Annotated in this window: 28 protein-coding genes; 5 read left to right on the forward strand and 23 right to left on the reverse strand. The window is 44.7% G+C overall.

Annotated elements, in window-relative coordinates:
• Positions 1–93: 93 nt before the first annotated feature.
• Positions 94–1077, forward strand: coding sequence for a kelch repeat-containing protein (locus EYQ95_RS04440; RefSeq protein WP_111913912.1), 984 nt, complete (start codon positions 94–96; stop codon positions 1075–1077).
• A gap of 2 nt (positions 1078–1079) precedes the next feature.
• On the opposite strand, the gene EYQ95_RS04445 is transcribed toward EYQ95_RS04440, so the two are convergent.
• The 12 genes from EYQ95_RS04445 to EYQ95_RS04505 all read right to left on the reverse strand — a co-directional run bounded on the left by EYQ95_RS04445 (position 1080) and on the right by EYQ95_RS04505 (position 8858).
• A complete protein-coding gene (locus tag EYQ95_RS04445; protein WP_207801067.1) occupies positions 1080–1373 on the reverse strand; it encodes a hypothetical protein in 294 nt (97 codons plus the stop codon).
• A 68-nt stretch (positions 1374–1441) separates the two neighbouring features.
• Positions 1442–1714 (reverse strand): hypothetical protein, encoded by a 273-nt coding sequence (locus tag EYQ95_RS04450; RefSeq protein ID WP_111913911.1) that lies wholly within the window; start codon positions 1712–1714, stop codon positions 1442–1444.
• Entirely contained in the window at positions 1698–1988 is a 291-nt protein-coding gene (locus EYQ95_RS04455; protein WP_111913910.1) for a hypothetical protein, read from the reverse strand. The genes EYQ95_RS04450 and EYQ95_RS04455 overlap by 17 nt, the downstream gene beginning before the upstream one ends.
• 492 nt (positions 1989–2480) lie before the next feature.
• Entirely contained in the window at positions 2481–3632 is a 1152-nt protein-coding gene (gene pgsW, locus EYQ95_RS04465; protein ID WP_111913908.1) for a poly-gamma-glutamate system protein, read from the reverse strand.
• 14 nt (positions 3633–3646) lie between these two features.
• A complete protein-coding gene (pgsC, locus tag EYQ95_RS04470; RefSeq protein WP_111913907.1) occupies positions 3647–4222 on the reverse strand; it encodes a poly-gamma-glutamate biosynthesis protein PgsC in 576 nt (191 codons plus the stop codon).
• A complete protein-coding gene (pgsB, locus tag EYQ95_RS04475) occupies positions 4219–5424 on the reverse strand; it encodes a poly-gamma-glutamate synthase PgsB (RefSeq protein ID WP_111913906.1) in 1206 nt (401 codons plus the stop codon). The genes pgsC and pgsB overlap by 4 nt, the downstream gene beginning before the upstream one ends.
• A 157-nt stretch (positions 5425–5581) precedes the next feature.
• Positions 5582–5983: a GFA family protein gene (locus tag EYQ95_RS04480; RefSeq protein WP_111913905.1), complete on the reverse strand. Its 402-nt coding sequence runs from the start codon at positions 5981–5983 to the stop codon at positions 5582–5584.
• A gap of 16 nt (positions 5984–5999) precedes the next feature.
• Positions 6000–6296 carry a HigA family addiction module antitoxin gene (locus tag EYQ95_RS04485; RefSeq protein WP_111913904.1) on the reverse strand — a complete coding sequence of 99 codons (297 nt, stop codon included), beginning with the start codon at positions 6294–6296 and terminating at the stop codon, positions 6000–6002.
• On the reverse strand, positions 6296–6574 hold the full coding sequence (locus EYQ95_RS04490; RefSeq protein ID WP_111913903.1) for a type II toxin-antitoxin system RelE/ParE family toxin: 279 nt from the start codon (positions 6572–6574) through the stop codon (positions 6296–6298). The genes EYQ95_RS04485 and EYQ95_RS04490 overlap by 1 nt, the downstream gene beginning before the upstream one ends.
• Positions 6575–7067: 493 nt before the next feature.
• Complete coding sequence (locus tag EYQ95_RS04495) at positions 7068–7250, reverse strand: hypothetical protein (RefSeq protein ID WP_207916215.1); 183 nt, start codon at positions 7248–7250, stop codon at positions 7068–7070.
• Positions 7251–7434: 184 nt separating this feature from the next.
• A complete protein-coding gene (locus EYQ95_RS04500) occupies positions 7435–7884 on the reverse strand; it encodes a hypothetical protein (RefSeq protein ID WP_111913902.1) in 450 nt (149 codons plus the stop codon).
• Positions 7885–8108: 224 nt separating this feature from the next.
• Positions 8109–8858, reverse strand: a complete 750-nt coding sequence (locus EYQ95_RS04505; protein WP_132327471.1) for a hypothetical protein — start codon at positions 8856–8858, stop codon at positions 8109–8111.
• 589 nt (positions 8859–9447) lie between these two features.
• Between EYQ95_RS04505 and EYQ95_RS04510 the strand changes: the two genes are divergently transcribed.
• A complete protein-coding gene (locus EYQ95_RS04510; protein ID WP_111913900.1) occupies positions 9448–9969 on the forward strand; it encodes a hypothetical protein in 522 nt (173 codons plus the stop codon).
• 86 nt (positions 9970–10055) lie between these two features.
• On the opposite strand, the gene EYQ95_RS04515 is transcribed toward EYQ95_RS04510, so the two are convergent.
• The 7 genes from EYQ95_RS04515 to EYQ95_RS04545 form a co-directional block, all read right to left on the reverse strand.
• Positions 10056–10880: a hypothetical protein gene (locus EYQ95_RS04515; RefSeq protein ID WP_111913899.1), complete on the reverse strand. Its 825-nt coding sequence runs from the start codon at positions 10878–10880 to the stop codon at positions 10056–10058.
• Positions 10867–11436 carry an RNA polymerase sigma factor gene (locus EYQ95_RS04520; protein WP_111913898.1) on the reverse strand — a complete coding sequence of 190 codons (570 nt, stop codon included), beginning with the start codon at positions 11434–11436 and terminating at the stop codon, positions 10867–10869. Before EYQ95_RS04520 ends, EYQ95_RS04515 begins: the two co-directional genes overlap by 14 nt.
• Positions 11437–11549: 113 nt before the next feature.
• On the reverse strand, positions 11550–12314 hold the full coding sequence (locus tag EYQ95_RS04525) for an SDR family oxidoreductase (RefSeq protein ID WP_111913897.1): 765 nt from the start codon (positions 12312–12314) through the stop codon (positions 11550–11552).
• A gap of 24 nt (positions 12315–12338) precedes the next feature.
• Complete coding sequence (gene mmsB / locus EYQ95_RS04530) at positions 12339–13235, reverse strand: 3-hydroxyisobutyrate dehydrogenase (RefSeq protein WP_111913896.1); 897 nt, start codon at positions 13233–13235, stop codon at positions 12339–12341.
• Between the two features lie 2 nt (positions 13236–13237).
• Positions 13238–14380: an enoyl-CoA hydratase/isomerase family protein gene (locus EYQ95_RS04535; protein ID WP_111913895.1), complete on the reverse strand. Its 1143-nt coding sequence runs from the start codon at positions 14378–14380 to the stop codon at positions 13238–13240.
• Between the two features lie 8 nt (positions 14381–14388).
• Complete coding sequence (locus EYQ95_RS04540; RefSeq protein ID WP_111913894.1) at positions 14389–15546, reverse strand: acyl-CoA dehydrogenase family protein; 1158 nt, start codon at positions 15544–15546, stop codon at positions 14389–14391.
• Between the two features lie 9 nt (positions 15547–15555).
• Positions 15556–17058, reverse strand: a complete 1503-nt coding sequence (locus EYQ95_RS04545; RefSeq protein WP_111913893.1) for a CoA-acylating methylmalonate-semialdehyde dehydrogenase — start codon at positions 17056–17058, stop codon at positions 15556–15558.
• Between the two features lie 139 nt (positions 17059–17197).
• Between EYQ95_RS04545 and EYQ95_RS04550 the strand changes: the two genes are divergently transcribed.
• From EYQ95_RS04550 to EYQ95_RS04560, 3 genes are all read left to right on the forward strand, one after another.
• On the forward strand, positions 17198–18121 hold the full coding sequence (locus EYQ95_RS04550; protein WP_111913892.1) for an AraC family transcriptional regulator: 924 nt from the start codon (positions 17198–17200) through the stop codon (positions 18119–18121).
• Positions 18114–18389, forward strand: coding sequence for a DUF1289 domain-containing protein (locus EYQ95_RS04555; protein ID WP_111913891.1), 276 nt, complete (start codon positions 18114–18116; stop codon positions 18387–18389). Before EYQ95_RS04550 ends, EYQ95_RS04555 begins: the two co-directional genes overlap by 8 nt.
• Positions 18390–18458: 69 nt before the next feature.
• Entirely contained in the window at positions 18459–19478 is a 1020-nt protein-coding gene (locus EYQ95_RS04560; protein ID WP_111913890.1) for a GNAT family N-acetyltransferase, read from the forward strand.
• Positions 19479–19497: 19 nt separating this feature from the next.
• Here the strand turns inward: EYQ95_RS04560 and kdsB are convergent, their stop codons facing one another.
• Genes kdsB through msbA form a run of 4 tightly spaced genes read right to left on the reverse strand, consistent with a single transcriptional unit; the run spans position 19498 to position 23237 of the window.
• The gene (gene kdsB, locus EYQ95_RS04565) at positions 19498–20268 is read right to left on the reverse strand and encodes a 3-deoxy-manno-octulosonate cytidylyltransferase (protein ID WP_111913889.1); all 771 of its coding nucleotides are present in this window, start codon (positions 20266–20268) and stop codon (positions 19498–19500) included.
• Complete coding sequence (locus EYQ95_RS04570) at positions 20265–20465, reverse strand: Trm112 family protein (RefSeq protein ID WP_111913888.1); 201 nt, start codon at positions 20463–20465, stop codon at positions 20265–20267. The genes kdsB and EYQ95_RS04570 overlap by 4 nt, the downstream gene beginning before the upstream one ends.
• The gene (gene lpxK / locus EYQ95_RS04575) at positions 20440–21492 is read right to left on the reverse strand and encodes a tetraacyldisaccharide 4'-kinase (RefSeq protein ID WP_111913887.1); all 1053 of its coding nucleotides are present in this window, start codon (positions 21490–21492) and stop codon (positions 20440–20442) included. Before lpxK ends, EYQ95_RS04570 begins: the two co-directional genes overlap by 26 nt.
• On the reverse strand, positions 21489–23237 hold the full coding sequence (msbA, locus tag EYQ95_RS04580) for a lipid A export permease/ATP-binding protein MsbA (RefSeq protein ID WP_111913886.1): 1749 nt from the start codon (positions 23235–23237) through the stop codon (positions 21489–21491). The genes lpxK and msbA overlap by 4 nt, the downstream gene beginning before the upstream one ends.
• Positions 23238–23254: the final 17 nt, after the last annotated feature.

Genomic DNA, 23254 nt, shown 5'->3' on the forward strand with positions numbered 1-23254 from the left:
ATTCACAACATAATTTATAACAATTCGTTTACAGTTGAGCTTGGACTATTTAGACTAGTTGCTTTAAATAGGAACAGAATAAAAGGACGTTTCATGCTCTCCAATAAGGTTATTTATAAAGCCATTCTTGCTTCAACGATCGCATTGCTGTTGAGCAGCTGCGCGAGTACACATGAATACGCAGAAACAAACGACTTTACATTACAATCGCCCCGCTATGGTACTTCAGTTGCAACCGTAGGGAACTTTATATATGTCATCAGTGGCGGACATACCGACGGCCTTTTTTATAGAAATATCGAACGAATTGACACCGAATCTAAAACAGTAACGAACATGCCTGTTTTAATAAAACCAAGAACCTACAGTTCTGCTATTTGGGACGGACAAAGCTCAATTTACGTATTTGGTGGCTGGGGCTATCGGGGTAGGTCTGTCTCAGAACCACAGATTGACATTATTGATACAAGAAACGGACAACTAAAACAATTAACAATGGAAGTCCCGCGTGAAAACACAGGTGCGGCGATTTTAGATGGTAAGATTTACATTGTCGGAGGTACAGTTCGTCAATTTGACGAAAATGGAGAAAACGAACAATTTCAATCGTTAGGGTTAGTTACTGTTTATGATTTCGAAAACGAAACATTGAGCCGTGTTGCCGACCTTCCTGATGCGCGCCAAACTAAAGTTTTTACATACCAAAATAGAGTCTGCGCTGTGGGTGGCTATAGCCAGCATCAAGACCGCGTGTTCTCAAGATTTGATTGCTATAACCCCGAAAATGACACTTGGGAACCGATGCCAGAGATGCCCGTGGCAACTAGTGCGCACTCCGTAGCGATTCACCAAGACACACTTTACGTTTTCGGAAGTTACTCCGTATTAGACCAAGTGCTGGAGTTTAACTTCAACACTATGCAATGGTCCTATTCTGATCTGCCCTATCAACCCAGACGTCATAGTTCTGCGGCAGTTGTGGGTGATGAAATCTATGTGATTGGCGGCGTATACGAGGCGAATAATGGCGACTACGAAACCTTGGATACCATTCAGGTGTTTAACGTTGGTGAGTAAAATTAGCTACCAAGGTTTGTAAAAATACCCACAGCAAGCTCAGCCCAAATATAAAGCGTTAAGGCTAGCACCAAAACACCTACCAGTATGCGGTGTTTAGCCTGCGTTTTACGAGCGATAAGCACAAATGAAGACCCAGAAACGAACAATAGCCCACCCATAATAATGAAATCGCTTAAACTCCAATTCACTTCAGGTGTAAGTTGCATAGCAATAAAAGGAACAAGCAACAACAAACAAGTTGCCACAGCAATCCAAACAAACACCCGATTGTTCATTAACAAATGGCTACTCATTGTTTTCACACCTTTTAATCGTTAGGCCTTAAGGGAGGATTAGTTTAGCTCTCCCCTTTACCAAAATGCTAGATATTTGTTTCAAGGTTCGCCACAACAGCTCCCTCGTAAAAAACTTGCACACGATCTGGGGTGATTAAAAGTTCTGCTTCGTAGGCCGAAGACATCGACCAAACTTCTTTAACAAACCGAAAACCTAATGGGGTATCAATCTCTTTTTGCAGCAATAAACCAAAATCACAGGTTGCCCCACAATTAGTCTGATACAAACGAAAAGTATGGAGTTCATTTGAAGCCACATCGATGACTTTATAACGGTTACTGTTAGGGGTCGAGTACATTGCTAACACCAATGAAACCGGCAAATCCCGCGACTGCAAAGCCAGGGCCAAGCAGTAATAAAAGACCTATAGTAACCCCAGGGAGCTTTATGAGATCAGACTTAAACGTCATTGCACTGGCCACCAATAGCGCTGGAACGCCAATACATAAAGCGGCAAATGATAAATTATTAAGTGGTGAGTAGTTAAAACGAAACTGATACGAATCGCCAAAGAGAACCCAAAACGCTGCTGCGAGTCCAACAAGAAATGAAACTCTTAACGCTTTTTTCATGTGAATATCCTTATTCCATGTACTTAATCAATACCATGAGTCGACCTAGTGTTTATCCGGTTCTCAGAATCTTCTAACGCCCTAATTTGAGCTAATTCGTCTTCTGTGAGTGCTTTGTATCCTCTTGGATAAGGCCAGCCATAGCCCCAGCGAAACCGTGTAGGCAAGTACGGAGTTCCACCAACTCGGACGCCTCCTAGCATAAGAGCCGCAATTTCCGGCTCTCCTACTTGGGCTACGCAACTCTCAAGCTCCTCGTCTGCAGCGACTCGTTGGTCATACGTACCGCCTTTCCAGTAGGTATAGTCATGACCTCTGCAGCACGACAACCAAAGTTCGTTCTGCTCGAACGTGCCGTCTGGAAACGCACTACAACCGTCAGAAGTAAACGGTCGAATTTCGGCAGCCCATGTGGAAAATGAGCATAGTGAGAATAAAATAATCCAGTATTTCAACACTCATCGCTCCTTTCACTTGGCTGCCAAAATCATATTAAACCATTGGTTTGGTACCTTTACCACTGCGACCTGAGCGTTGCCATAAGCTAGTAATTCGTGCAGAACGAACAATTAACCACGTCAGGCCAAACAGTCCGATAGCTAAAACTAGCGCTAACCAACGGTTGTATGTGGTCGCAGAGTAAACCCCGCCATTCCCTACCGGCACAATTTCAGGAGGCATAAGGGGTAAACCATGCCGTTCAGCCATATTTTTAATGCCTATGAAATGAATGCCCGGAATGTCTTCTTTCAAAAAGTAACCCATTACAGTTTCTACCGCGAAAGCACGTGCTGGGGCGTCCTTTTGTAAGCCAGAACGAAACATATCATCGATTCCCGGGGGCCCGACTACCGTGGCACCACCACCAACGTTTATGTAAGCCGCATAATTTCTCTCTGCGGAGTATTCACGGAAAATAGCAATACGGTCAGCAACCGCTTCTTGGTAATTTGCAGGGTCAATAAATTCAACATTCGCTCTGCTTATTGAGTTCCTGATCGACTGCAAGCCTTCCTCAGCAATTCCAATACCACGATCTTCAATACCGCCAATTGATGAGTATTCAGCGTGTAGCGACATTACGCCAGCTTCGCGAAGTTCACGCTCCATGTCTAACCAAAGGAAATTTGGAACATTCGCGCCCCACTGAGAAGAGGATGCGGAAGCCACAATAACTGCGTCTGCTTCCATTGCCTCCAGAGCCGAATACACCGCTAGGTTCAACGCTGGAAAAGAGCCTGATACCGTTACCGCAACCAAATCACCAGATTGCACTCCTGCGTCTGCCAACAATTTCACGGCAACAGCCGCCCAGTTTGGGTTCACCGTGGTTTGCTTGGCTTCCCGACCACCTTGATTCGTGGTTACCACGCTGTTTTCCAGACCGATTAAGCCCGAACGCTGGGGATCAAACTCTGGATTAATCGGTGCAATTTGAGCTCGGAGTGGCCGCAAAACTTCCATGCCGTCACGCATGATTTTCGCCGCATTCACCATAGTGGCGTAATTCTCTTCCACAACGGGGTCGCGTTGCTTCATGTTTTCCGCGGCTACCATCACAATAACAGCCACAATAATAAGGAAAATAAGTCCCCAGGTTGGTACACCTGAAGAGCGCCAATAAATTTTAGTAAAACTACTCATTCAAGGGTCTCCTGTTACCAACCGGGCATTTGAAAGGCGCGGCTTGCTTCATACATTTGTAGCGACTCAGGCATAATGACAATTAACGCCAACCTTACCAAAACTGCTGTAACAGCAAGGCCACATAAGGTTTGCAATACACCTTGGCGTTCGAACCAAATAGCGATGAGCCCCGGAATAATGTAACCAATAATACTGCTTTCCATTACGGTCATCATGAACGTCGAGTCTAGTGTGCCCACACGAGCTTGGGTGCCGTCGCTGCCCGCGACCATTTGCAAGTCGGTCCAATTTACCAAGTTACCAATAAACAAATCGAACAAGCCTGCGATTAAATAGCCAGTTAAAATCATAATAATGGTTTGCCGACGACCATAAATAATGGCAAAGCTCGCAATCACTTTAACAATCAAATAAGTCATCAATGCCGCCAACAAAGTAATGCCTAAACTTAGTGGATCAGTAAGTTGCAGAGCCACATAACCAGGCACGACAAGACCACCAGCCGCTAACCCTAAAGTGTGCGTAAGTAACAATGTAAAGAACAAGCCGATACCAATGGCTACAGCCAATATATTAAGCGCTATCATAAATCTTCCTCTTTAACGGCACGGTTCTGGAAGAAACGCGCGACCTCTTCACCGCCACCATGAATATTGCACATACCAATCACCAAACCATGACCTGCCGACTCTTCTAAAATAGTTTCGGTAATGTCGGTCATGTCGCCGCCCTCAAGAACCAGCAGCTTTTCTGGATCAATTCCGTGTTTTACAGCGCTACGCACAAATACAAAACAACCTGATCCCATAAGAATCACCTTGTCTGCTTTAGTCCACTTCCCAGCTTCTTCAGCCATTTGCTGAGAACGGTGTGGCCTGTCCGCACGACAATTAATAAGCATGATTTTTTTTCGCCCTTTACCAAACTTGTCCACCATGTTTTCCCAAATCTTGCCGGTAGACTCTGGGTCGTTCGCTGCAAAGCCATTCACAAACACAATTTCACGTTTGAAATAACTCACATGAAGAACTTGCATAGCCCCAGGCTCAGGCTCAAGTTTTGTCATGCCTTTCAAAGCTTTGTCTCGTTCTACACCCAAGTGCTCACAAACATTCAAAGCCAAAGCCACATTTTCTTTGTGCTCGGCATAACGAAACAAGCTCATGGTATCGTCTGAAATAGCCTCTACTTCTTCTAAAGTAACACCATGAAGTTGCGACTGACGGTCTTTGCAAGAATGTTCAAAGGTAGGTAGTAAGTCTCTTTCAGCCGTGAATAAATTACCCTTCACTGGCGTACTTCCCGCCAACGCTAGTGCTACGTCTTCTTCTTTTGGCCCCATTACATCTAAATGATCGGGGCGCGCGTTGGTAATCACACCAACATTTGAACGCACCATACGCAGCTCGCTTAAAGACTGGTATTGCGGTTGAAGCGCCATACACTCCATCACCACAATATCGGGCTTTAACTTCGACATCCGTTTTAGTGTGCGCATTTGCTCAATAATGTTAGCGCCACTAATTCGATAAATAGGAAACTCACGGCCATTGGGGTCGGTAATCGCAGCAGCAGAACCAGTAGTTTTCGCACACACACGCTTACCCCCTGAACGCAATCCGGCAGCAATTAAACGCGTTACACTGGTTTTACCCCGTGTACCATTCACATGAACTCGTACAGGAACACGGCTAACCAACCAACGATGCTTCAATGCCTCCAAAGCACCAGCAAATACGAGAGCTATCCACAACCCCGCAACAATAGCGAGCAAAACAGGTATATCCATAATCGCTCCCTTTTCATACACACATAAGTAATCCCTCTTTTACCGAAGCAGGAGAGAAAAAACCAATAAATAGAGGCGCCTTTACACTTTTATAACGCACGCCACTAAAGGCATAGAGGTATTTTGAAACTGTACTGAAAGGTAAGTTATGAGAAGTTTAACGGGGAAGTTTTTCGAATGAAGGAAGTTTGGTTTGATCTATATCCCAACACGGTTTACTAGAAGTGAAAATATGTGCTGTAGGTTCCAAAGGCACTTTTGAATCTAAGCACCCCGCGGGCACGACAAGCAAACCTTCTATTTCAGTGTTAGGTAATGCAGAACCACATAGATTACAAAAACTTTTACTATGGCGTGTACCTGGAAGCGTGAAAGTACTTATTGCATCCTGCCCAACTAACCATTTCAGCTGAGCTGACTGCGAGAATAAATTCGCGGCATGAGCACTGCCAGTATCTTTTTGACAGTGCTGGCAATGGCACAAATAAAAGCTGTCGAACTCACCTTTGACTTCGAACTTTACAGTGCCGCATAAACAAGAGCCAATGTGTTGTTTCATTTATTGCTTACTCCTATTAAGCAGCGGAGAGATCGAGTTTTTGAACCTTTTCTAAACTTAAACTCTTTTCAGCATGCCATAAGTCATACGCATCTTGCATTGCTAGCCAACTCTCTGGGCTCCTACCTAATGCTTTAGAAAGACGCAAAGCCATTTCTGGGCTAACGCCACTTTGCCCCTTTAAAACTCGATTTAACGTAGAAGGCGAAATATCCAATTTACCCGCGAGATAACGACAACTTAATCCATAAGGTTGCATGTACGTTTCAATAATAAATTCGCCCGGATGGGCTGGGTTAAACATCACAGACATTAGTGATAGTCCTCATATTCAAGCAGATACGCATGGCCGTCACGAAACTCAAAAGTTAACCGCCAGTTTCCACTGACCGTGATTGACCAAACTCCCTTCCGGTTCCCTTTTAATAAATGGAGCTTGTACCCTGGAATGTTAAGATCTGAAACTTCCATCGCAGTATTCAAAGCTGTTAATTGCATACGTAACCTCGTAGCATGGTTCGCTTGAATCCCGCGAGTACTTCCGGTTTCGAAGTAAAGCTTCAATCCTTTGTGCTTGAAAGTTTTAATCATGGAGCTCAGTGTAGCGCAACGCGCAACACTGTCAAGTGACTTCCACTAGTGGTCGGCTTCGTTAAAAGATTTAGTCAGGTAGGTTAAGTTGAAATAATTCACAGAATAAAAACTGAAAACTTTTGGGTTTGGCTTGACTTTGCGCTTTTCTAAACGCTTGTATATTCATATTTCCAACTCTTTTTTGTGGCTTCCTTTTATTTCTCCATGGTACTGACTCTATACAATATCAGGAGATAGAAATCGCACGGTATAACCTAGAAGCGCTAATTATCTTAGGGTTTTTCTTCAGTACAACAATATGGACGAGCAGTATTGCGTTTCTTGCTTTAAACGGGAGATTAAACATTCAGAAATCGAGAGTGTCGCAGTGTTTTGCCTTTATCAACGGATTGGCAACAGGTATTTTAGTTATTGTGGCAGTCTCTGTAAGCATAATAAGCCTTTTGTATTCTGCAATGCTCCAGCTATGAACGTGACTTTAGTCCGAGGGTTATCTTTTAATTTCATTCAGCAATCCTTCATGGCTCATTGTCGGTTCAGCAACGCGTTCTTCAAACGCTGCTAGATCTTGCTGATCTTCAGACAACGCAGCGCGAACAGCGTCATTGACGATCTCAGATAGTGAACGATGGGTATGCGCAGCCTTTAAGCGCCGCGTGTAGTTGAGGGTCAAAATATACTGTAGAACGTTTCGATGTATCGCTCATAATATTCTCCAAGTGCTAGGACATTTTGGCGTTATAGCACTACGGCATCAATTTCTATAATAGAAGTTTAAGTCAGCTATAATCTCCTACACAACGCACTAAGCATCGGAACTCCAACGTAAGTGACTTTACAGCTTGAAATAGATCTTCTTAGAATATGAACTCCCCAACAGCATAATTTGCTTGCTCTGCTTGCAACGCGGAAACATCGCAGGTTGCTTCTAAGTACACAATTTTATTTTCGATGGCTGTTGAACGATTGTAAGAATAATTACATTTGGTGATGAAGTCTCCATCTGAACTGAAGACATCAAATGCAGTCCTGGGAATATAAGATAGTTCATCAGAATGACTTTGCACCGACGCGGTGATTCGTAACTGGTTTTCTAATTTGTAGATATTCAATACTTCGATATCATAGTTTATTATCCATTTTTCATTTAGCTGCTCGAGCATGTCAGCTCTATAAAATTCTTCCGCTATCTCCGACACCTTTCTTTCACCAAAAACCATGTATAGAGCAAAAACGAGCAGTGAGGCCACAATAAAGCCACCACCCCAGAAGAAACCAAAGCCAAATTTCTTAAAATACTCATGCATCGTTTGAAAACACCTTTGAATTGTATAGCCTTATACTGGGTTGATATTAAGATTTAGTAACTTAACTGAGTTTTAGCTGAAAGTCCTGTGTTTTGGTTCTGGGTTAGTACAGCGGTGTGAACAAAAAACGTGTGAGTAGGGTTTGTCTTATAATGTGGTTCAGAGGTTGGTCGTTCTGAATGTAGCTCATAAACACTGCTGTCCATTGCGTCCTCTTGTAATCGCTAGATATTGTCCAATATTCTTCGGTTTGCATTGCTGACGCACGAAACTCGCTCTAGCGAACCATCGGTTCTTAATACTTGGCTTCCATCGCGAGAGTTTATTAATAAATCACCATTGGACAATTTCAAACTAGTTTCAGGAGCACCAATTAAACCAAACAATGTTGTTATTTGAGGCTCGCCATCTAAAAAGGTAACGAGATAAAGCGTACCTCTGTCACTGCCCATATGCCTTAAACCAGCAGTTACCACGTAACCAAAGTCAAACTTGTAGATGTCTTCCACATTCATATCTTGGATAAGTTCAACTACTCCAGAATTGTTCACAAAAACCAGCTCGCCGCCGAACTCACCTTGTGAATCCCCAGCTAAGTGTCCGAATGGCGTTTGATAAGTTACTGCCGCTGGTACATGATGAATTGTTAAATGATTTTCTAGACCAAAATACTTTTCTTGATAATATTCCATCGAATAAACGATAGGCGCACCAATTTCGTTAGCTAACAATTCGTTACTAGCTAACTTTATTTTTCTTTCATTCTCACCAAACTGTTTAAAGAAGTTAAATAATTCAGCGTCAGACACTTCTCTACGTTCCACTCTAGCCCTAACTGTGTCGCGGAAATACTGTTTATTTGGTTCCAGTTCTAATGCCACTTCTTCAACGAACTCAGGGCATTCCATTTGAGCAATAGGCTCTGGAGGTGCAGAGAGTAAAGAACTAAGTAAGAGGCTGAATATATACATCATAATTTCCTAGATAACGCCGTGCTCTGCGGAAATTTAGGAGCGAAGCGACTAAATTTTCCGTAGCAGCATCTTGTTATGAGTTTTAGTTTTTATAAGTGCTATTACAATACGGATGAGAAAGCTGTATGTGTGACAGAGCGTAAACGGCAGCGCACATCCTAAAAATAACGAACCAAAAACTGTTATCCCTCTCATCTTTCATCCCTTTTTATATGTTACCGCGAGATTTCCGTTGCTTATTCTCGACAAGTCATTAACTCCACAATTCTGAAAATACCGGAGCAAGAGCTTAGTTTGATTCCTGTATTTCTTTAGCAATATCTCCCATCAGTACAGTTAGCAATTACTCAGATTTAGCTACAACAACCGCTTGCACAGTGCCCTGTGTCGGGATAAAGTCAGGCTATCTAGTCAAAGTAGCTTCCAATATGGGAGCTGTTTATGGACAACCCACATGCGCAAGCTGTGCGAAGTTAATGCAGGAAGCAAAAAGCAAAATACTTTTTCACCTCCCTTCCAGCTGAATTTCGCCATTAAAGCTCCGCGTATACGCAAATTACAATAATAATGAATCACAAGGAGTATATAGATGGTTCAAAGAGTAGTTGTTGTCGATGGCAACCAAATAGCAGCGGAAAATTTATCAAACTTTGTTATGGGCACTTATATTGGTGTCGGTGCGCTTATGTTTGGGCTCTACTGGCTAGTCGGCTTTTTTACACCACATTTTTTAGCGGACGACTTAGGACTTTTAACCTATATCATCGCCCCTGCGGCTATTCTGCTCAGTGCGTTTTTCCTACTAGTGGTATTAATGTGCGCAATTTCATTTGAAGACCCTATTACTCAAATCGCATACTCGGCTGGCATCAGCTATATAAGTGTTCCAATAATTCGAGACATGGGTTGGATTGGCTACAGCGACACGGGGAAAGTCATTGGCTATATTCTAGTTTTCGCGATTGCCTTCGCTCTTCTAAATAAATTAATGAAATACTCTTTTGTATTAAAAGCCACGAAAGTAGTTGGCGGAATCGCTATTTTTGGCGCATTACTTTTTCCGTTTACAAACTCAACCATGGATATATTGAAGTCTGCGGGTTGGTTATAACCCCCTGTCGTTGTTCCAAAAAAGCCAGCTCCAAAGAGCTGGCTTTTTTATATCGCTATCGAACTGAATACGAAGACCAATAGTAATTAATATTGAAACAAATTCTCATCGATAGTTTCGTTGAAAGTAAGCTCGGCTTGCAACTCAAACGTGGCTTGTTCACTTTGTCCAGGTATTAGCACGTTTAAACGCACAGGCAATTCCGTATTCGCGTCCACCCAAACACGAACTTGTGTACCCTGCTCTTCAACTAAGAACCCAGTCAACAGCTTGCCGTCTACTTCAATGCTATCAAGCGTCGTCACAGTACTTGGATCGGCATTTAGTAAGGTGTCGTACCAAGCTAGCGGGTCCTCTTCTTCATTCGTTTGACCGTTTTGTTCTGGGTCAAACTGGTAAGGCACGTTCATCCCTTGCTCAGGAAAAATGATTTGCCCCTGCCCATTGGCGATATCCATGATATTAATGGTGGCACCACCTTCTGCTGAACCGCTTGGCAAAGTTTCTACTCGAACCTTATCTGGATGCTGGTAAAACACATTGATATCCATCAAGTGTTCACCTCGTGCATGCATGCTGCCCTGGTAAGTTAAACTGGTAATGTCTCTTAATTTAGCGACCATATCGGCATACAACGGAGTACTTGTAGAGCCTAAAAACAGTAAAGTAGCTATCCCCACTGCACCTACCGCGCTAAACGCACTAGCTGTCCGTAACTTCGCTTTCGCCATGCTTTGCAAGAAACCTCTTAACCATGAGGTACGTTTTTCTTGCGCTTGCTCAGGCTGAGCGTCAATTAAATTCTGTATACGCAAACTGACTTGCTCTGCATACTCTTCACTATCACCTTGGTTGCGCATAGCTTGCGTTGCTTGGTCGACTAAGTATTCATTTGAATTAGTTGCTGACATGAACGGCTTCCTCTGAATTTGTTTCACTAAAAATCACGGCAAGTTTGTCTTTGGTGCGGTGTAAAATAGCTCCCACATGACCACTATTTATTGCGAGCTGGTCTGCTATTTCCTGGTAACTCAGTTGCTCAATGTTTCTTAATACAAAAACCTCTGCTTCCTGCGGTTTCAGCCTTGCTAAAGCTTCACGCAATAGGTCGAGTTGTATTTGATTTTCAACACTTCGCTCCGGGCCAGAAAGTTGGTCGTTGTTTGGCTGAACAAAAGGTAAAACTTCAGCCTGCTCAGACACCTCTTGCTGGTGGTAACGCTTGCGCAGAAAATCACAACTGGCAGATGTTGCCATTGTTTTGAGATAAGCGCCCCAATGTTGAACCTCGTCCATTTGCGCGCACGACTTCTTAAATAGTTTAAGAAAAACTTCTTGGGCTATATCTTCGGCTTGGTGCCGGTCTCCCAATATCTTATATGCGCACTGATAAACGAGGCTGCCGTACTCACCGGCTAACTTGGATATCCGTTGTTTTATGTTTGAAGTTGGCAATTGCCTCTCCATATTTGTGGTGAATTTAATACCTAGACGGAATCAGCACTCAAATTCTTACAGAAACCTCAAAAAAAAAAGCCAGCTAATAAGCTGGCTTTTATCATAACTTCATAAACGGAACGTTAAAGTCTCACGCCACCATCAATTTCAATGACACGGCCACTGAAGAAGTCGTTTTCAATAATGAAACGTGCAGAGTCTGCAACTTCACTGGGTTGGCCCCAACGCTTAAGCGGTACCATTGAAAGTGCGCGCTCTACTGCTTCTGGTTTCATAGCAGCAGTCATTGGTGTTTCGATGAAACCTGGTGCAATTGCGCCACAACGGATACCAAAACGACCAAGCTCGCGCGCCCAAGTTACGGTCATTGCCACTACGCCAGCTTTAGTTGCTGCATAGTTGGTTTGGCCGATGTTACCGGCTCTTGCCACGCTAGAAATGTTGATGATCGCACCTTTACGCTCGCGCTTCGCCATAACAGCTGCCGCTTCACGGCCACACAAGAATGTTCCGGTAAGGTTTACGTCGATCACTGACTGCCATTGTGAAAGTGGCATTTTGTGAGTGATTTCACCCTCTTTGCACTTGATCAACATACCGTCACGCAAAATACCTGCGTTGTTTACAAGTACGTCGATACCGTCGAAGTCTGCGTCGATAGCACCGAAAGTAGACTCTACTTCTGCTTCGTTAGTTACATTAGCAGAGTATGTGCGTACTACTTTCGCCCCTGACTTTTCACAGCTTGCTTGTGCTTCTTGTAGCTGCTCTGCGTTCATGTCGATAAGAGCTAGTGAAGCGCCGCGTGAAGCGAAGTCTTCAGCCATTGCGCGGCCTAAGCCTTGCGCGCCACCGGTAATTACAATTACTGCGTCTGAAATTTGCATGTTCGTTTATTCCTTCAATTCTTTTTACTTGCCAAACTTCTTAAAAATGCTTGAGAAGTCTAAGCCACCGAAACCTTCTGCGCTGTGCTCTGCAAACAGTTCTTTAGCACGCTCGCCCATAGGCGTTTCATTACCCGACTGTTTTGCCGTATCCAATGCCAAACCTAAGTCTTTTAACATGAGATCGACTAGGAACCCGCCATTGTAGTCGTTGCTTGAAGGCACACCGTCCATTACGTCTGGGCATGGGTTATACACTTCTAGCGTCCAGTTACGGCCAGAGCTTTGCAGCATGATTTCTGAAAGTACTTTTGCGTCTAGCCCTTGCGCACGACCAAGCTGTAACGCTTCAGAAGTACCGGCCATTAACACACCTAGAAGCATGTTATTGCAGATTTTCGCAACTTGGCCTGCGCCGTGCTCACCTGCTCTGAATACGGCTTTACCCATCGACTCAAGCACTGGGCGCGCTTCTTCAATGTCACCACCGTCGCCGCCACAAATAAAGGTCAGCGTGCCAGCTTTAGCACCACCCACACCACCAGAAACAGGTGCGTCGATTACACGCTTACCTTTTTCCACGAGTGCTTGAGCAAGTTTGCGTGCGGTGTCTGCGCTAATCGTGCTTGAATCTACAACTAATGCACCTTCTTCAATTGCGTCAGCGATGCCGTCGCCCTCAACGCCTTCGCCAAGGTATAAACCCAGTACGTGCTTGTCAGCAGGTAACATAGACACAATAATGTCTTTACCTTTCACACAAGCTTCTGCGCTTTCTGCAACGGCCGCACCCGCTTCTTTCAATGTTGCTAAGGCTTCTTGCGACAAATCGAAAACAGTCACGTCGTGCCCTGCCTTCACCAAGTTTGTCGCCATTGGGCCACCCATATTACCTAGCCCGATAAATCCTACATTTGCCATGATTATTCCCCTAAATCCTTAAGTGGGTGCGCTTCTGCGCTCCAAGGCGAAGTAAACATTTCGTCTACGTCGCGCTCGCCAATAACGTCGATAGACGCATGACGCCACTGCGGACGCTTGTCTTTGTCAATAAGCAAAGCACGAACGCCTTCAATAAAGTCGCCATGGATGGCGCAATTCACCGATAGCGTAAGCTCTAAGCGAAATACGTCTTCAATCGATAGTTGTTCGCCATGCTGAAGCTGCTGCCAAACTATATGGGCAGTCATGGGACAACCACGCTGAAGCGTTTTCTGACCACGAACCAAAGCTTCTTCGTCGGTTTGGTATTGCGTAAATTGATGCGCAACCGCAGTTAAATCTTCACCAGTCATTAGTGTGCGAATCACTTCATGCAATGGCTCTAACTGTGCTTCAGGCATTGCTGTTGCATCGCCTACGCCACGAAGAACGTCGTCTACTAAGTTATGGTTTTGGCTTATATCTGCAGACCAGTCTGCACCTTGCAATGCTTCAATTGCAGACTGTTTCGCATTAAATGGAATCGCAACGTCGGCCATACCTAACCATAATGCGTCGGTCGCATTAACTTGCGCAGCAGTAAGCCCCAAGAATAGTCCCATACCTTCAGGTAAACGGCTTAAAAACCATGTGCCGCCCACATCCGGGTATAAACCAATGCTAATTTCTGGCATGGCTAATCTTGAATGCTCGGTAACGACACGATGGCTAGCACCGTTCATTAAACCAATACCACCGCCCATTACGAAACCATGGCCCCAAACTACGATTGGCTTTTTATAGGTTCTGATTTTGTAATCTAAGCGATATTCTTTAGTGAAGAAGTCCACAACCTCTTCTACTGGTTTTGGCTTAGTAGTATCTGCGTTTTGCGCTTTGGTCGCATGGTACATTTGTACAATGTCGCCACCCGCACAAAACGCTTTCTCGCCGGCACCTTCAAGCCACACACAAGCAATATTGTCGTCTTCTGCCCAAGCGTCAAGTTGTGGTGACAAGAGCTTGATCATTTCAAGGCTTAAAGCATTCAAGGAACGCTCAGAATTGAGTGTTGCCACTCCAATCTTCTTCCCGTTCTGAGCGTCTATTGTTGCAAACTTTACAGCTTGTTCCTGACTCATCATTCCCTCGCTTATAACAGTTCAGCGGCACCGTCAGCTAATAATCGACGCGCAATAATTAAGCGCATGATTTCATTAGTACCCTCAAGAATTTGATGCACACGTACGTCGCGAACATGACGCTCTAACGGATACTCTTTGATATAACCGTAACCGCCATGAATTTGCAGTGCTTCGTTACATACTTGGAAACCAATGTCGGTAGCGAAGCGTTTTGCCATTGCACAGTAAGAGGTTTTATCAGCGTCTTCGCTATCTACTTTAAATGCAGCTAAACGCACCATTTGGCGAGCCGCAACAAGTTCTGTTGCCATATCAGCAAGCTTAAATTGCATCGCTTGGAATGCAGCAAGTGGTTTGCCGAACTGAGAACGCTCGTGCATGTAGTCGCGTGCAGTATTTAAAGCCGCTTGCGCAGTACCTACTGAACATACCGCAATATTTATACGACCGCCGTCTAACCCCATCATGGCAAACTTAAAGCCTTCACCCTCTTCGCCAAGTAAGTTTGCAGCTGGAATACGGACATTCTCAAAAGTAACCAAGCGCGTAGGCTGTGCGTTCCAGCCCATTTTTTCTTCGGCTTTACCGTAGTGAATACCTTCTGCGTCAGCAGGCACTACGAATGCTGAAATGCCTTTGGCACCTTCTCCACCGGTTCTTGCCATGACAACTAATACGTCAGTAGAGCCAGCACCTGAGATGAACATTTTCGATCCATTCAATACGTACTCATCGCCTTCTTTTTTAGCCGATGTACGCAAGCTTGCTGCGTCTGAACCTGCACCCGGCTCAGTTAAGCAATAAGAACCAAGCTTCTGACCCATCACAAGTTCTGGGCACCATTGCTCAGAAACTTCTGGCTTAGCGAACGAGCCAATCATCCATGTCACCATGTTGTGAATGGTCATCATGGCTGTAGTTGCGGTACAACCCATCGCTAGTTGTTCGAAAATTAAAGCACTGTCTAAGCGGCTCATTCCGAAGCCGCCAGCACTTTCTGGCGTGTACATGCCCATGAAGCCCATTTCACCGGCTTTGCGGAACACTTCAATCGGGAAATGATGCTCTTCGTCCCACTTACCCGCATGAGGCGCCATTTCTTTTTCAGCAAAAGCACGCGCTGTGTCTACAAACGCCTGTTGGTCGTCAGTTAAATTGAAATTCATAACTACCTCTTACTGCAATTTAATGGTCATGTTAGGGCCTTCGTTGTCGATTTCACTTTCCGGCCAACGCGCGGTGATGGTTTTAGTCTCGCTGTAGAAACGAATCGCTTGCTTACCATAAGCATGTAAATCACCGAAGAATGAGTTCTTCCAACCTGTGAACGAGAAGAAAGGTAGTGGCACTGGAATTGGAATATTAATTCCCACCTGACCTACCTCAACTTCGTGCTGATACTTACGAGCCGAAGCACCATTAGTGGTAAAGATTGAAGTACCGTTACCGTAAGGGTTGCTGTTCACAAGTTCTAACGCTTCTTCTAGCGTGTCTACTTCAACTGCACACAATACAGGACCGAATATTTCCTGTTGGTAAATAGTCATTTCTTTAGTCACTTTACTAAAGAATGTAGGTCCAACCCAGTTACCGTCTGGGAAGCCTTCAACTTTGCAGTCAGAGCCGTCAACCAAACACTCCGCGCCCTCTTCTTTACCTTTTTGAATAAGATCAAGCACGCGCTGTTTAGCAGCGGGGCTAATAAGCGGTCCGTATGCAGCGTTTTCGTCGTCCCAAGCGCCTGGTTTAACCTTTGCCAGCTCTTCCGCTAATTCTGGAATCCACTCTTTCGACTTACCTACAAACACAGCAACAGAAATAGCCATACAACGTTGGCCTGCTGCACCTACTGATGCACCAACCAAGTTATTTACAACGGTTTTCTTGTTCGCGTCTGGCATGATTACACAGTGGTTTTTAGCACCTGCGAAAGCTTGTACGCGCTTCAAGTTTTCAGTACCTGTACGGTAGATATACTGACCTACTGGCACAGAACCCACGAATGAAATTGCGCGAATTTCAGGGTGGTTCAATAGAAAGTCTACTTGCTCTTTAGCACCATGAACCACTTGTAAAACACCTTTTGGCGCACCCGCTTCAGCAAACAATTCCGCTAAGCGTGTTGGTGTCATTGGGTCTTGCTCAGATGGCTTCAAAATAAATGTGTTACCGCAAGCAATGGCCATTGGGAACATCCACAATGGAATCATTGCAGGGAAATTAAATGGTGTAATACCTGTGCACACACCTAGCGGCTGAATGTAGCTGTAGGTGTCGATGCCGCGAGCTACGTTTTCAGCGGTTTCACCCATCGTAAGCGCAGGAATGTTCGCAGCTTGTTCAACAACTTCAATACCACGCCAAACGTCACCCTTGGCGTCGTCGAATGTTTTACCGGTCTCTTTAGCAAGAATTTCAGCAATTTCGTCGTGGTGTTCTTTCAACAATGCTTGGTAGCGCATCATTACACGCGCACGCTCTGAAACAGGAACTTCTTTCCAAGTTTTGAATGCTTCTTTCGCACTTGCAAAAGCACGCTTCATTTCGTCGTCTGTCGCTAACGGCGTTTCACACAGCACTTCTTGTGTTGCGGGGTTAGTCACTGGAATAGACTTGGTCGATGCGGATTCAATAAATTCGCCGTCGATAAAAAGCTTTACGCGTTGTTGCTGACTCATTTTTCGTTCCTTTCTTAGAAAGTAAAAACACTTTTTTAACGTGAACGTATTAAATCAGAGGCTAGCGCACTTTAGAATCGATAAAATTGGCGCTACAATGGACAATATTGCTGCACAAAGCCATTACAAAAGGAGCTGCATGAGTCAACCTTCAAATTGGCCACTTCCGTCGGGAAGTTCCAGACTTATTTTGCCTCAGCCCCTATTGCAACAATTGCAACAGCACCCTTTGTCGCGCGATTTGTATCCTATTGCCTATGGTCACTATTTAGACGCTACCGGACACGTGGTAAGAAGAAATGTTCATACCGACTACTTACTTATTTTCTGTCATGGAGGACGCGGCAAGTTCCGTATAGGTAGGCACCAAGGCTATTTAGTGCCCGGGCAAATACTTGTTTTACCTAAGGGAGTTAGCCACACTTACCAGTCAGACACGAACCAGCCATGGAGTATTTATTGGGCTCATTTTGACGGTGAACGCGTAGAGCAATTCATGGACTATATTGGTATTCCACTTAATTTAAAAAGTGCCTTCCAACGAAACTTCCGGCCCGTGATCACCTTAAGCAATTGGCGACCTCTTCTCGCTGAGGTTACTCAACTATTAAACCTCCAACATGATCGACTTTCGTTAGATAAAGGCATACTAGCCAGCTCCCTATTACGCAAACTGCTCAGCGAAATTCCTTTGCTAGCAAACAAAGAAAGTTCTGATAGAAATGAATTTGATTTAGAAGCATTAGACCGGTTTATGCGCGACAACAGTCATAAAACGCTACAATTAGAAGAGTTAGCGCGTTTTTCAGGGCTCTCGAAGTTTCACTTTAGTAAACGATTCAGAAAGGTTACCGGATTGTCACCATTGCAGTACTTTACGCACATGAAAGTTCAACAGGCTGCGCAAATGCTTAAGGAAGGCGAACACACAGTTCGGCAAATCAGCCAAACTTTAGGGTTTGACGACCCCTACTATTTTTCTCGATTATTCAAAAAGCATACAGGTTCTGCACCTCAACACTATCGTAAAAAACAACGACTAGAGGAAGCAAACAATGAGTGATCAACCTCTAGAACAAATCGAGATGTTCAAGCTACCCAACCCTTGTATAGGCGTATGTGAGTCTGGTCCAAAAGGCTACTGTAAAGGATGTCTACGATCGCGCGAAGAACGCTTTGACTGGCATAACAAGCCAGAAGCCGAACGTTCAGAGATTTTACGAAAACTCAGTTTACGCCAGAAGCGAAAAGCAGCCTTTCTCGCGCAACTACAAGCACAGGAAGACCAACAAGCTGGAGATGACCAAGAACAGCTCGTTCTACCTTGGTAACTCTTTTGCAACTCGGCCCTCCTTTCTAGTATTCTCACGCTTCAAGTTGTTACAGGAGTATTCGCCACCATGGACATTAGAGTCGCAACCCACGAAGACGTTGATCACATTCATGCACTCGCAGAGCAGTGGTTGCTGAGCAACCAAGAAGCGCCCGAAAGAACTGGATTTTTGATTTCTAACTTCAGCAAAGAAACCTACCACCAGTACGTTGATTCAGCAGAGTACTTTTGGATTGCAGAAACAGACGGCACCATCGACGCTTTTCTTCTTGCCTACAGTCGCGACAGCATCAAACCCGAAGAAGTCATTAACTCTTGCCTAAGGTTCTCCGTTATCGAGGACTTTGTTCTTATCAAACAGATCTGTGCCAATCGTGACAGCAAAGTTAGAGGAGCAGCATTCAAACTCTACAATAAGCTATTCAAAGAGATGAGACAGGATTATGCACTTGCAGCCGTCGTTAATGAGCCTCTGAATACAAAGTCGATCGAGTTTCACCAAAGAGCTGGATTTAAACATCTTTGGGATTTAACGCCGCCTCCTGATTTTGATGGTGAAATACGTACCCGCTCAATTTGGTGCTTTAGTAAAAAAGGAAGCTTACCCGAAACACGAATGGCTAGAGGCAAAGGTTCTGAAGCACTGACTCAGTTGGTTGAGAAGTCTCAAACTGCAGCCGACCTATACATGCATGAAGACAACCTAAATTGGACCAAGCTTGGTATGCTTGTCACGTTTATGACGGCACTGTTAACGGCATTCGCCATTTTAATAGAGCGGGACATGGAAAGTACCGATCCTTGGATGGTTTCCATTCTGATTATATTCGGGTTGGTAATTAACCTAATGTTTTACAATAAGATTAAAAGTGGCTTAGCGTATTTAGATTTTCACAAAGCAAATGTAAGAGCGTTTGATCAGAGCCAATGCAATTTAGACCCTCATATGCCGCGTATTTTGCATCATGGAGCAGAGAAAACTAGTGCCACCGCCAAACTGCTTCAGTTTGTACCTATATTAAGCCTTGGTTTGTGGAGTGTTTGTTCAATTATGCTTTTCGCACGTTTTATAGTGCCCAACCTTTAATAGGTCGGGCACATTGAGTTTATTGACTGATTTGTTGACGAACCAGTTTTAGGTCATCCTCGGTATCTACACCTGCCGGGGGTGTACGTATTGCGTCGGCAACATGAATTTTCTCACCATGCCAAAGTACACGAAGCTGCTCTAACGACTCCGTGATTTCGATTGGGCTAGGCTCCCATTCTGCATAACGCGCCACAAATCCTGCTCTGTACGCGTAAATACCAATATGGCGAGCCCACGTCGATTCTATTACTTCTTGCGTTACTCCAGGAGCGGAACCCTGTTTGAAGCGCTCGCGATCATAAGGAATTGGAGCCCGGCTGAAGTACATTGCATAGCCCGATAAATCACGAACCACTTTTACAGCATTTGGGTTGAAAATTTCTTCAGCATCGGTGAGCGGTACAGCCAGTGTAGCCATCGGTGCAGAACGCTGTGCTTGCAGATTTTCTGCAACTTGATGAATAATCTCAGGTGGAATTAACGGCTCATCACCCTGAACATTCACCACAACTTCATTCTCTGCCAACGCCAACTTTTCAATAACTTCCGCAAGCCTCTCGGTTCCAGAAGTATGATCAGGAGACGTCATCATGGCGTGACCGCCTAAGTCAGTCACTACTTTGAATATACGCTCATCATCTGTCGCCACTACAACTTCAGCAGCGCCACTAGCTTCAGCACGTTCCATCACATGCTGAATCATTGGCTTACCGTTGATGTCTGCTAATGGCTTACCCGGTAATCTTGACGAGTTATAACGCGCTGGAATGATGACCGTAAAGCTCATGCCTTATCTACCTTTTCTAATTCTTCAGGTGAAAGTTCGGTTGCTTCAACCCTAATTAATGCAGGAATGCCATCGCGCACAGGATACGACAAACGTTCGCCTCTACAAATTAGAGACTCACGATTTTCTCCCCACACTAACTTTCCTTTGCATGAAGGACAGGCAAGAATACTAAGCAGGTTTGCCGGAACGCTCATTCGAGTTCACCTCTGACAGTTTTGTTTGGGTTTCTAAAACCCGAGCAATTAACGCTTCTTTAAAGGTTTCAGGAAACGCCATTTCAACTTTTAAATAATACCAATGCGGTCGAGCAAAAGACTTAACCTTTACGGCATCTTTTTCAGTCATAAGCACTGGAAACTGGTTGCTCACACGATAAAAATCTTGCGAGCTGTACTGGTAATGGTCTGGATACACGCGTGTTTCAGCAATTTGAATTCCTTGCTCGCGCACCGTATTGAAAAACCGCTCTGGATGTCCAATCCCGGCAATCACAATTGCTGTTTCGCCGTCTGGAACTTCAATTTCAGAGTCGTCGGTTACTCGGCGCCAGCCAACGCTTCTGAGCTCCATAGGTACGGCAGGCAAAGACTCAAGAGACTCAGAGAAGCTTTCCGAAGGCGAATTCAATAATACCCAGTCTACCTTTTGCAAACGCTTGACCCTTTCGCGCATAGGTCCTGCCGGTAACAACCATTGATTTCCAAACTCTCTACGGCCATCCACGACACTTAGTTCAATGTCGCGACCAAGTGCGTAATGCTGTAGGCCATCGTCGGCAACAATAACATTCACGTCGCATTGCTCTAATAAATGCTGCGCGGCTTTCTTTCTTACTGGATCTACAGCTACCGGAACACCGCTTAATTTATGAAGCATCGCTGGCTCGTCACCTACGCGGCTTGGGCAAGAAGCGCTAGTCACCAGTGCAGGGTATGGCCCTTCACTACCGTACCCTCGCGAAACTATGCCTGGTTTCAAGCCCGCTTGTTTGAGCAGCTCCACAATAGACAGCACAGTAGGTGTTTTACCTGTACCACCAACCGTTACATTGCCTACAACCACTACCGGAACGGGTGCCTTCCAAGTACGTTTGATTTTGCACCAGAACAAAAACCGGCGAAGTGCAGCCAGCACACTAAACACAAACGACAAAGGCACCAACGGGAATAGTTGCCACGCTAGTTTCTTTTCATACCACCAATGTTCAATTTTGTGACTCACTGAATACCACCGAACTGCATATTGTAAAGCTGCGCGTAAGCACCCTTTTGTTCCAGTAAACTGTCGTGTGTACCACGTTCAATGATTTGACCGTGGTCTAACACCAATATTTCGTTTGCTTGCTCAATCGTAGACAACCGATGCGCAATAATGAGTGACGTACGATCTTGCTGTAAGTTGTCGAGAGCTTTTTGAATATGACGCTCAGACTCTGTGTCTAATGCGCTAGTTGCCTCATCTAGGATAAGAATAGGCGCGTCTCTTAATAACGCACGAGCAATGGCTATTCGCTGACGCTGTCCGCCAGACAACATCACACCATTTTCTCCTACCATTGTTTCTAAACCATTCGGCAAGTTGTCTGTAAATTCATCGACGTAGGCTAGCTTCACCGCCCTCTCGATGTCTTCACGGGTTACTTCTTTACCTGCGCCGTAGGCTATGTTGTTGGCAATCGTGTCATTGAATAGCGTCACGTTTTGCGAAACGACTGCAAATTGCTTACGTAAAGACTTCAAAGTGTAGTCTTGGACGTTCTTGTCATCTACGAGTATTTCACCACTTTCAATGTCATAAAAACGGGTGAGCAAGTTTGAAACCGTTGATTTACCACTACCAGAGCGCCCCACTAACGCAACCGACTTACCCGCAGGAACATTAAACGAGATGTTTTTTAATGCTGCTTCTTCACCTTCTACATAACGAAACAAAACATTGTTAAAGCTTAAGTCACCTTTTACACGCTTCGCGTCGTATGTGCCTTGGTCTTGTTCTTTCGGCTGATCCAATACTTCGAATACACTTGCTGCAGCCGCTAAACCTCGTTGTAAGTCTGCGTTCACATTGGTTAATTGCTTCAACGGTCGTAATAGCATGATCATGCTCGTCAGTAGCGTAGTAAATGCGCCTGGAGTTAAGTCTTCAAGCATAGACGGGAAGCTTGCGATAAAGAGCACCATGGAAAGGCTCAGTGACGCTATAAGTTGAATAATTGAGGTGCTGATGGTGCGAATATTGACCAGTTTTAAGTTCTGCTGACGGGTAGACTGATTAATACCCGAAAACCGAGACGCTTCTTTTTCTTGCCCTTCAAACATTACAACAACTTTATGACCGTTAATCATTTGCTCTGCAGTTGTCGTTACGTTGCCCATTGCAGTTTGAATTTTGCCACTGGTATGCCTAAATTTGCGCGACACCACGGTAACCACCTTGCCAACCACCGGGCCAATCAGCAGAAACACAAGCGACAACTGCCAGCTGTGGTAAATCATTAACGACACAAGGCCTATTACGAACGCACCTTCACGAACCATGGTGAGAATGGCTCGGCTAGAAGCTTCAGCGAGCTGCTGAGTGTCGTAGGTTATTTTTGAGATCAGATCACCGGTCGACATTTTGTCGTGATAAGACACTGGAACGCGCATTAAGTGTTCGAACAATTCTTGTCTTAGGTTTGTCACGACATGAAAGCCCACATAGCTAAGAAAGTAGCTTGAAATAAAGTTAAAGAAGCCACGAAGAATAAACACGAAAGGAACGAATATAGCCCCATACACCAATATTTTCGGGTTACTTGCACCTAAGCCTTCGTCAATGAGGGTTTCGATATGGTAGAAGAAAAACGTGTCGACGCCCGCATAGCCAATCATACCAATGATGGCTAAAGCAAAAGCGAGCCGAAAAGGTTTGATGTACTGTACTAGACGACGAAAACTTCTTTGGCGTTGTGTATTAGAGTCCATGCAATTCGCTTATTTTT

This window comes from Lysobacter sp. N42 (genome assembly GCF_004344885.1).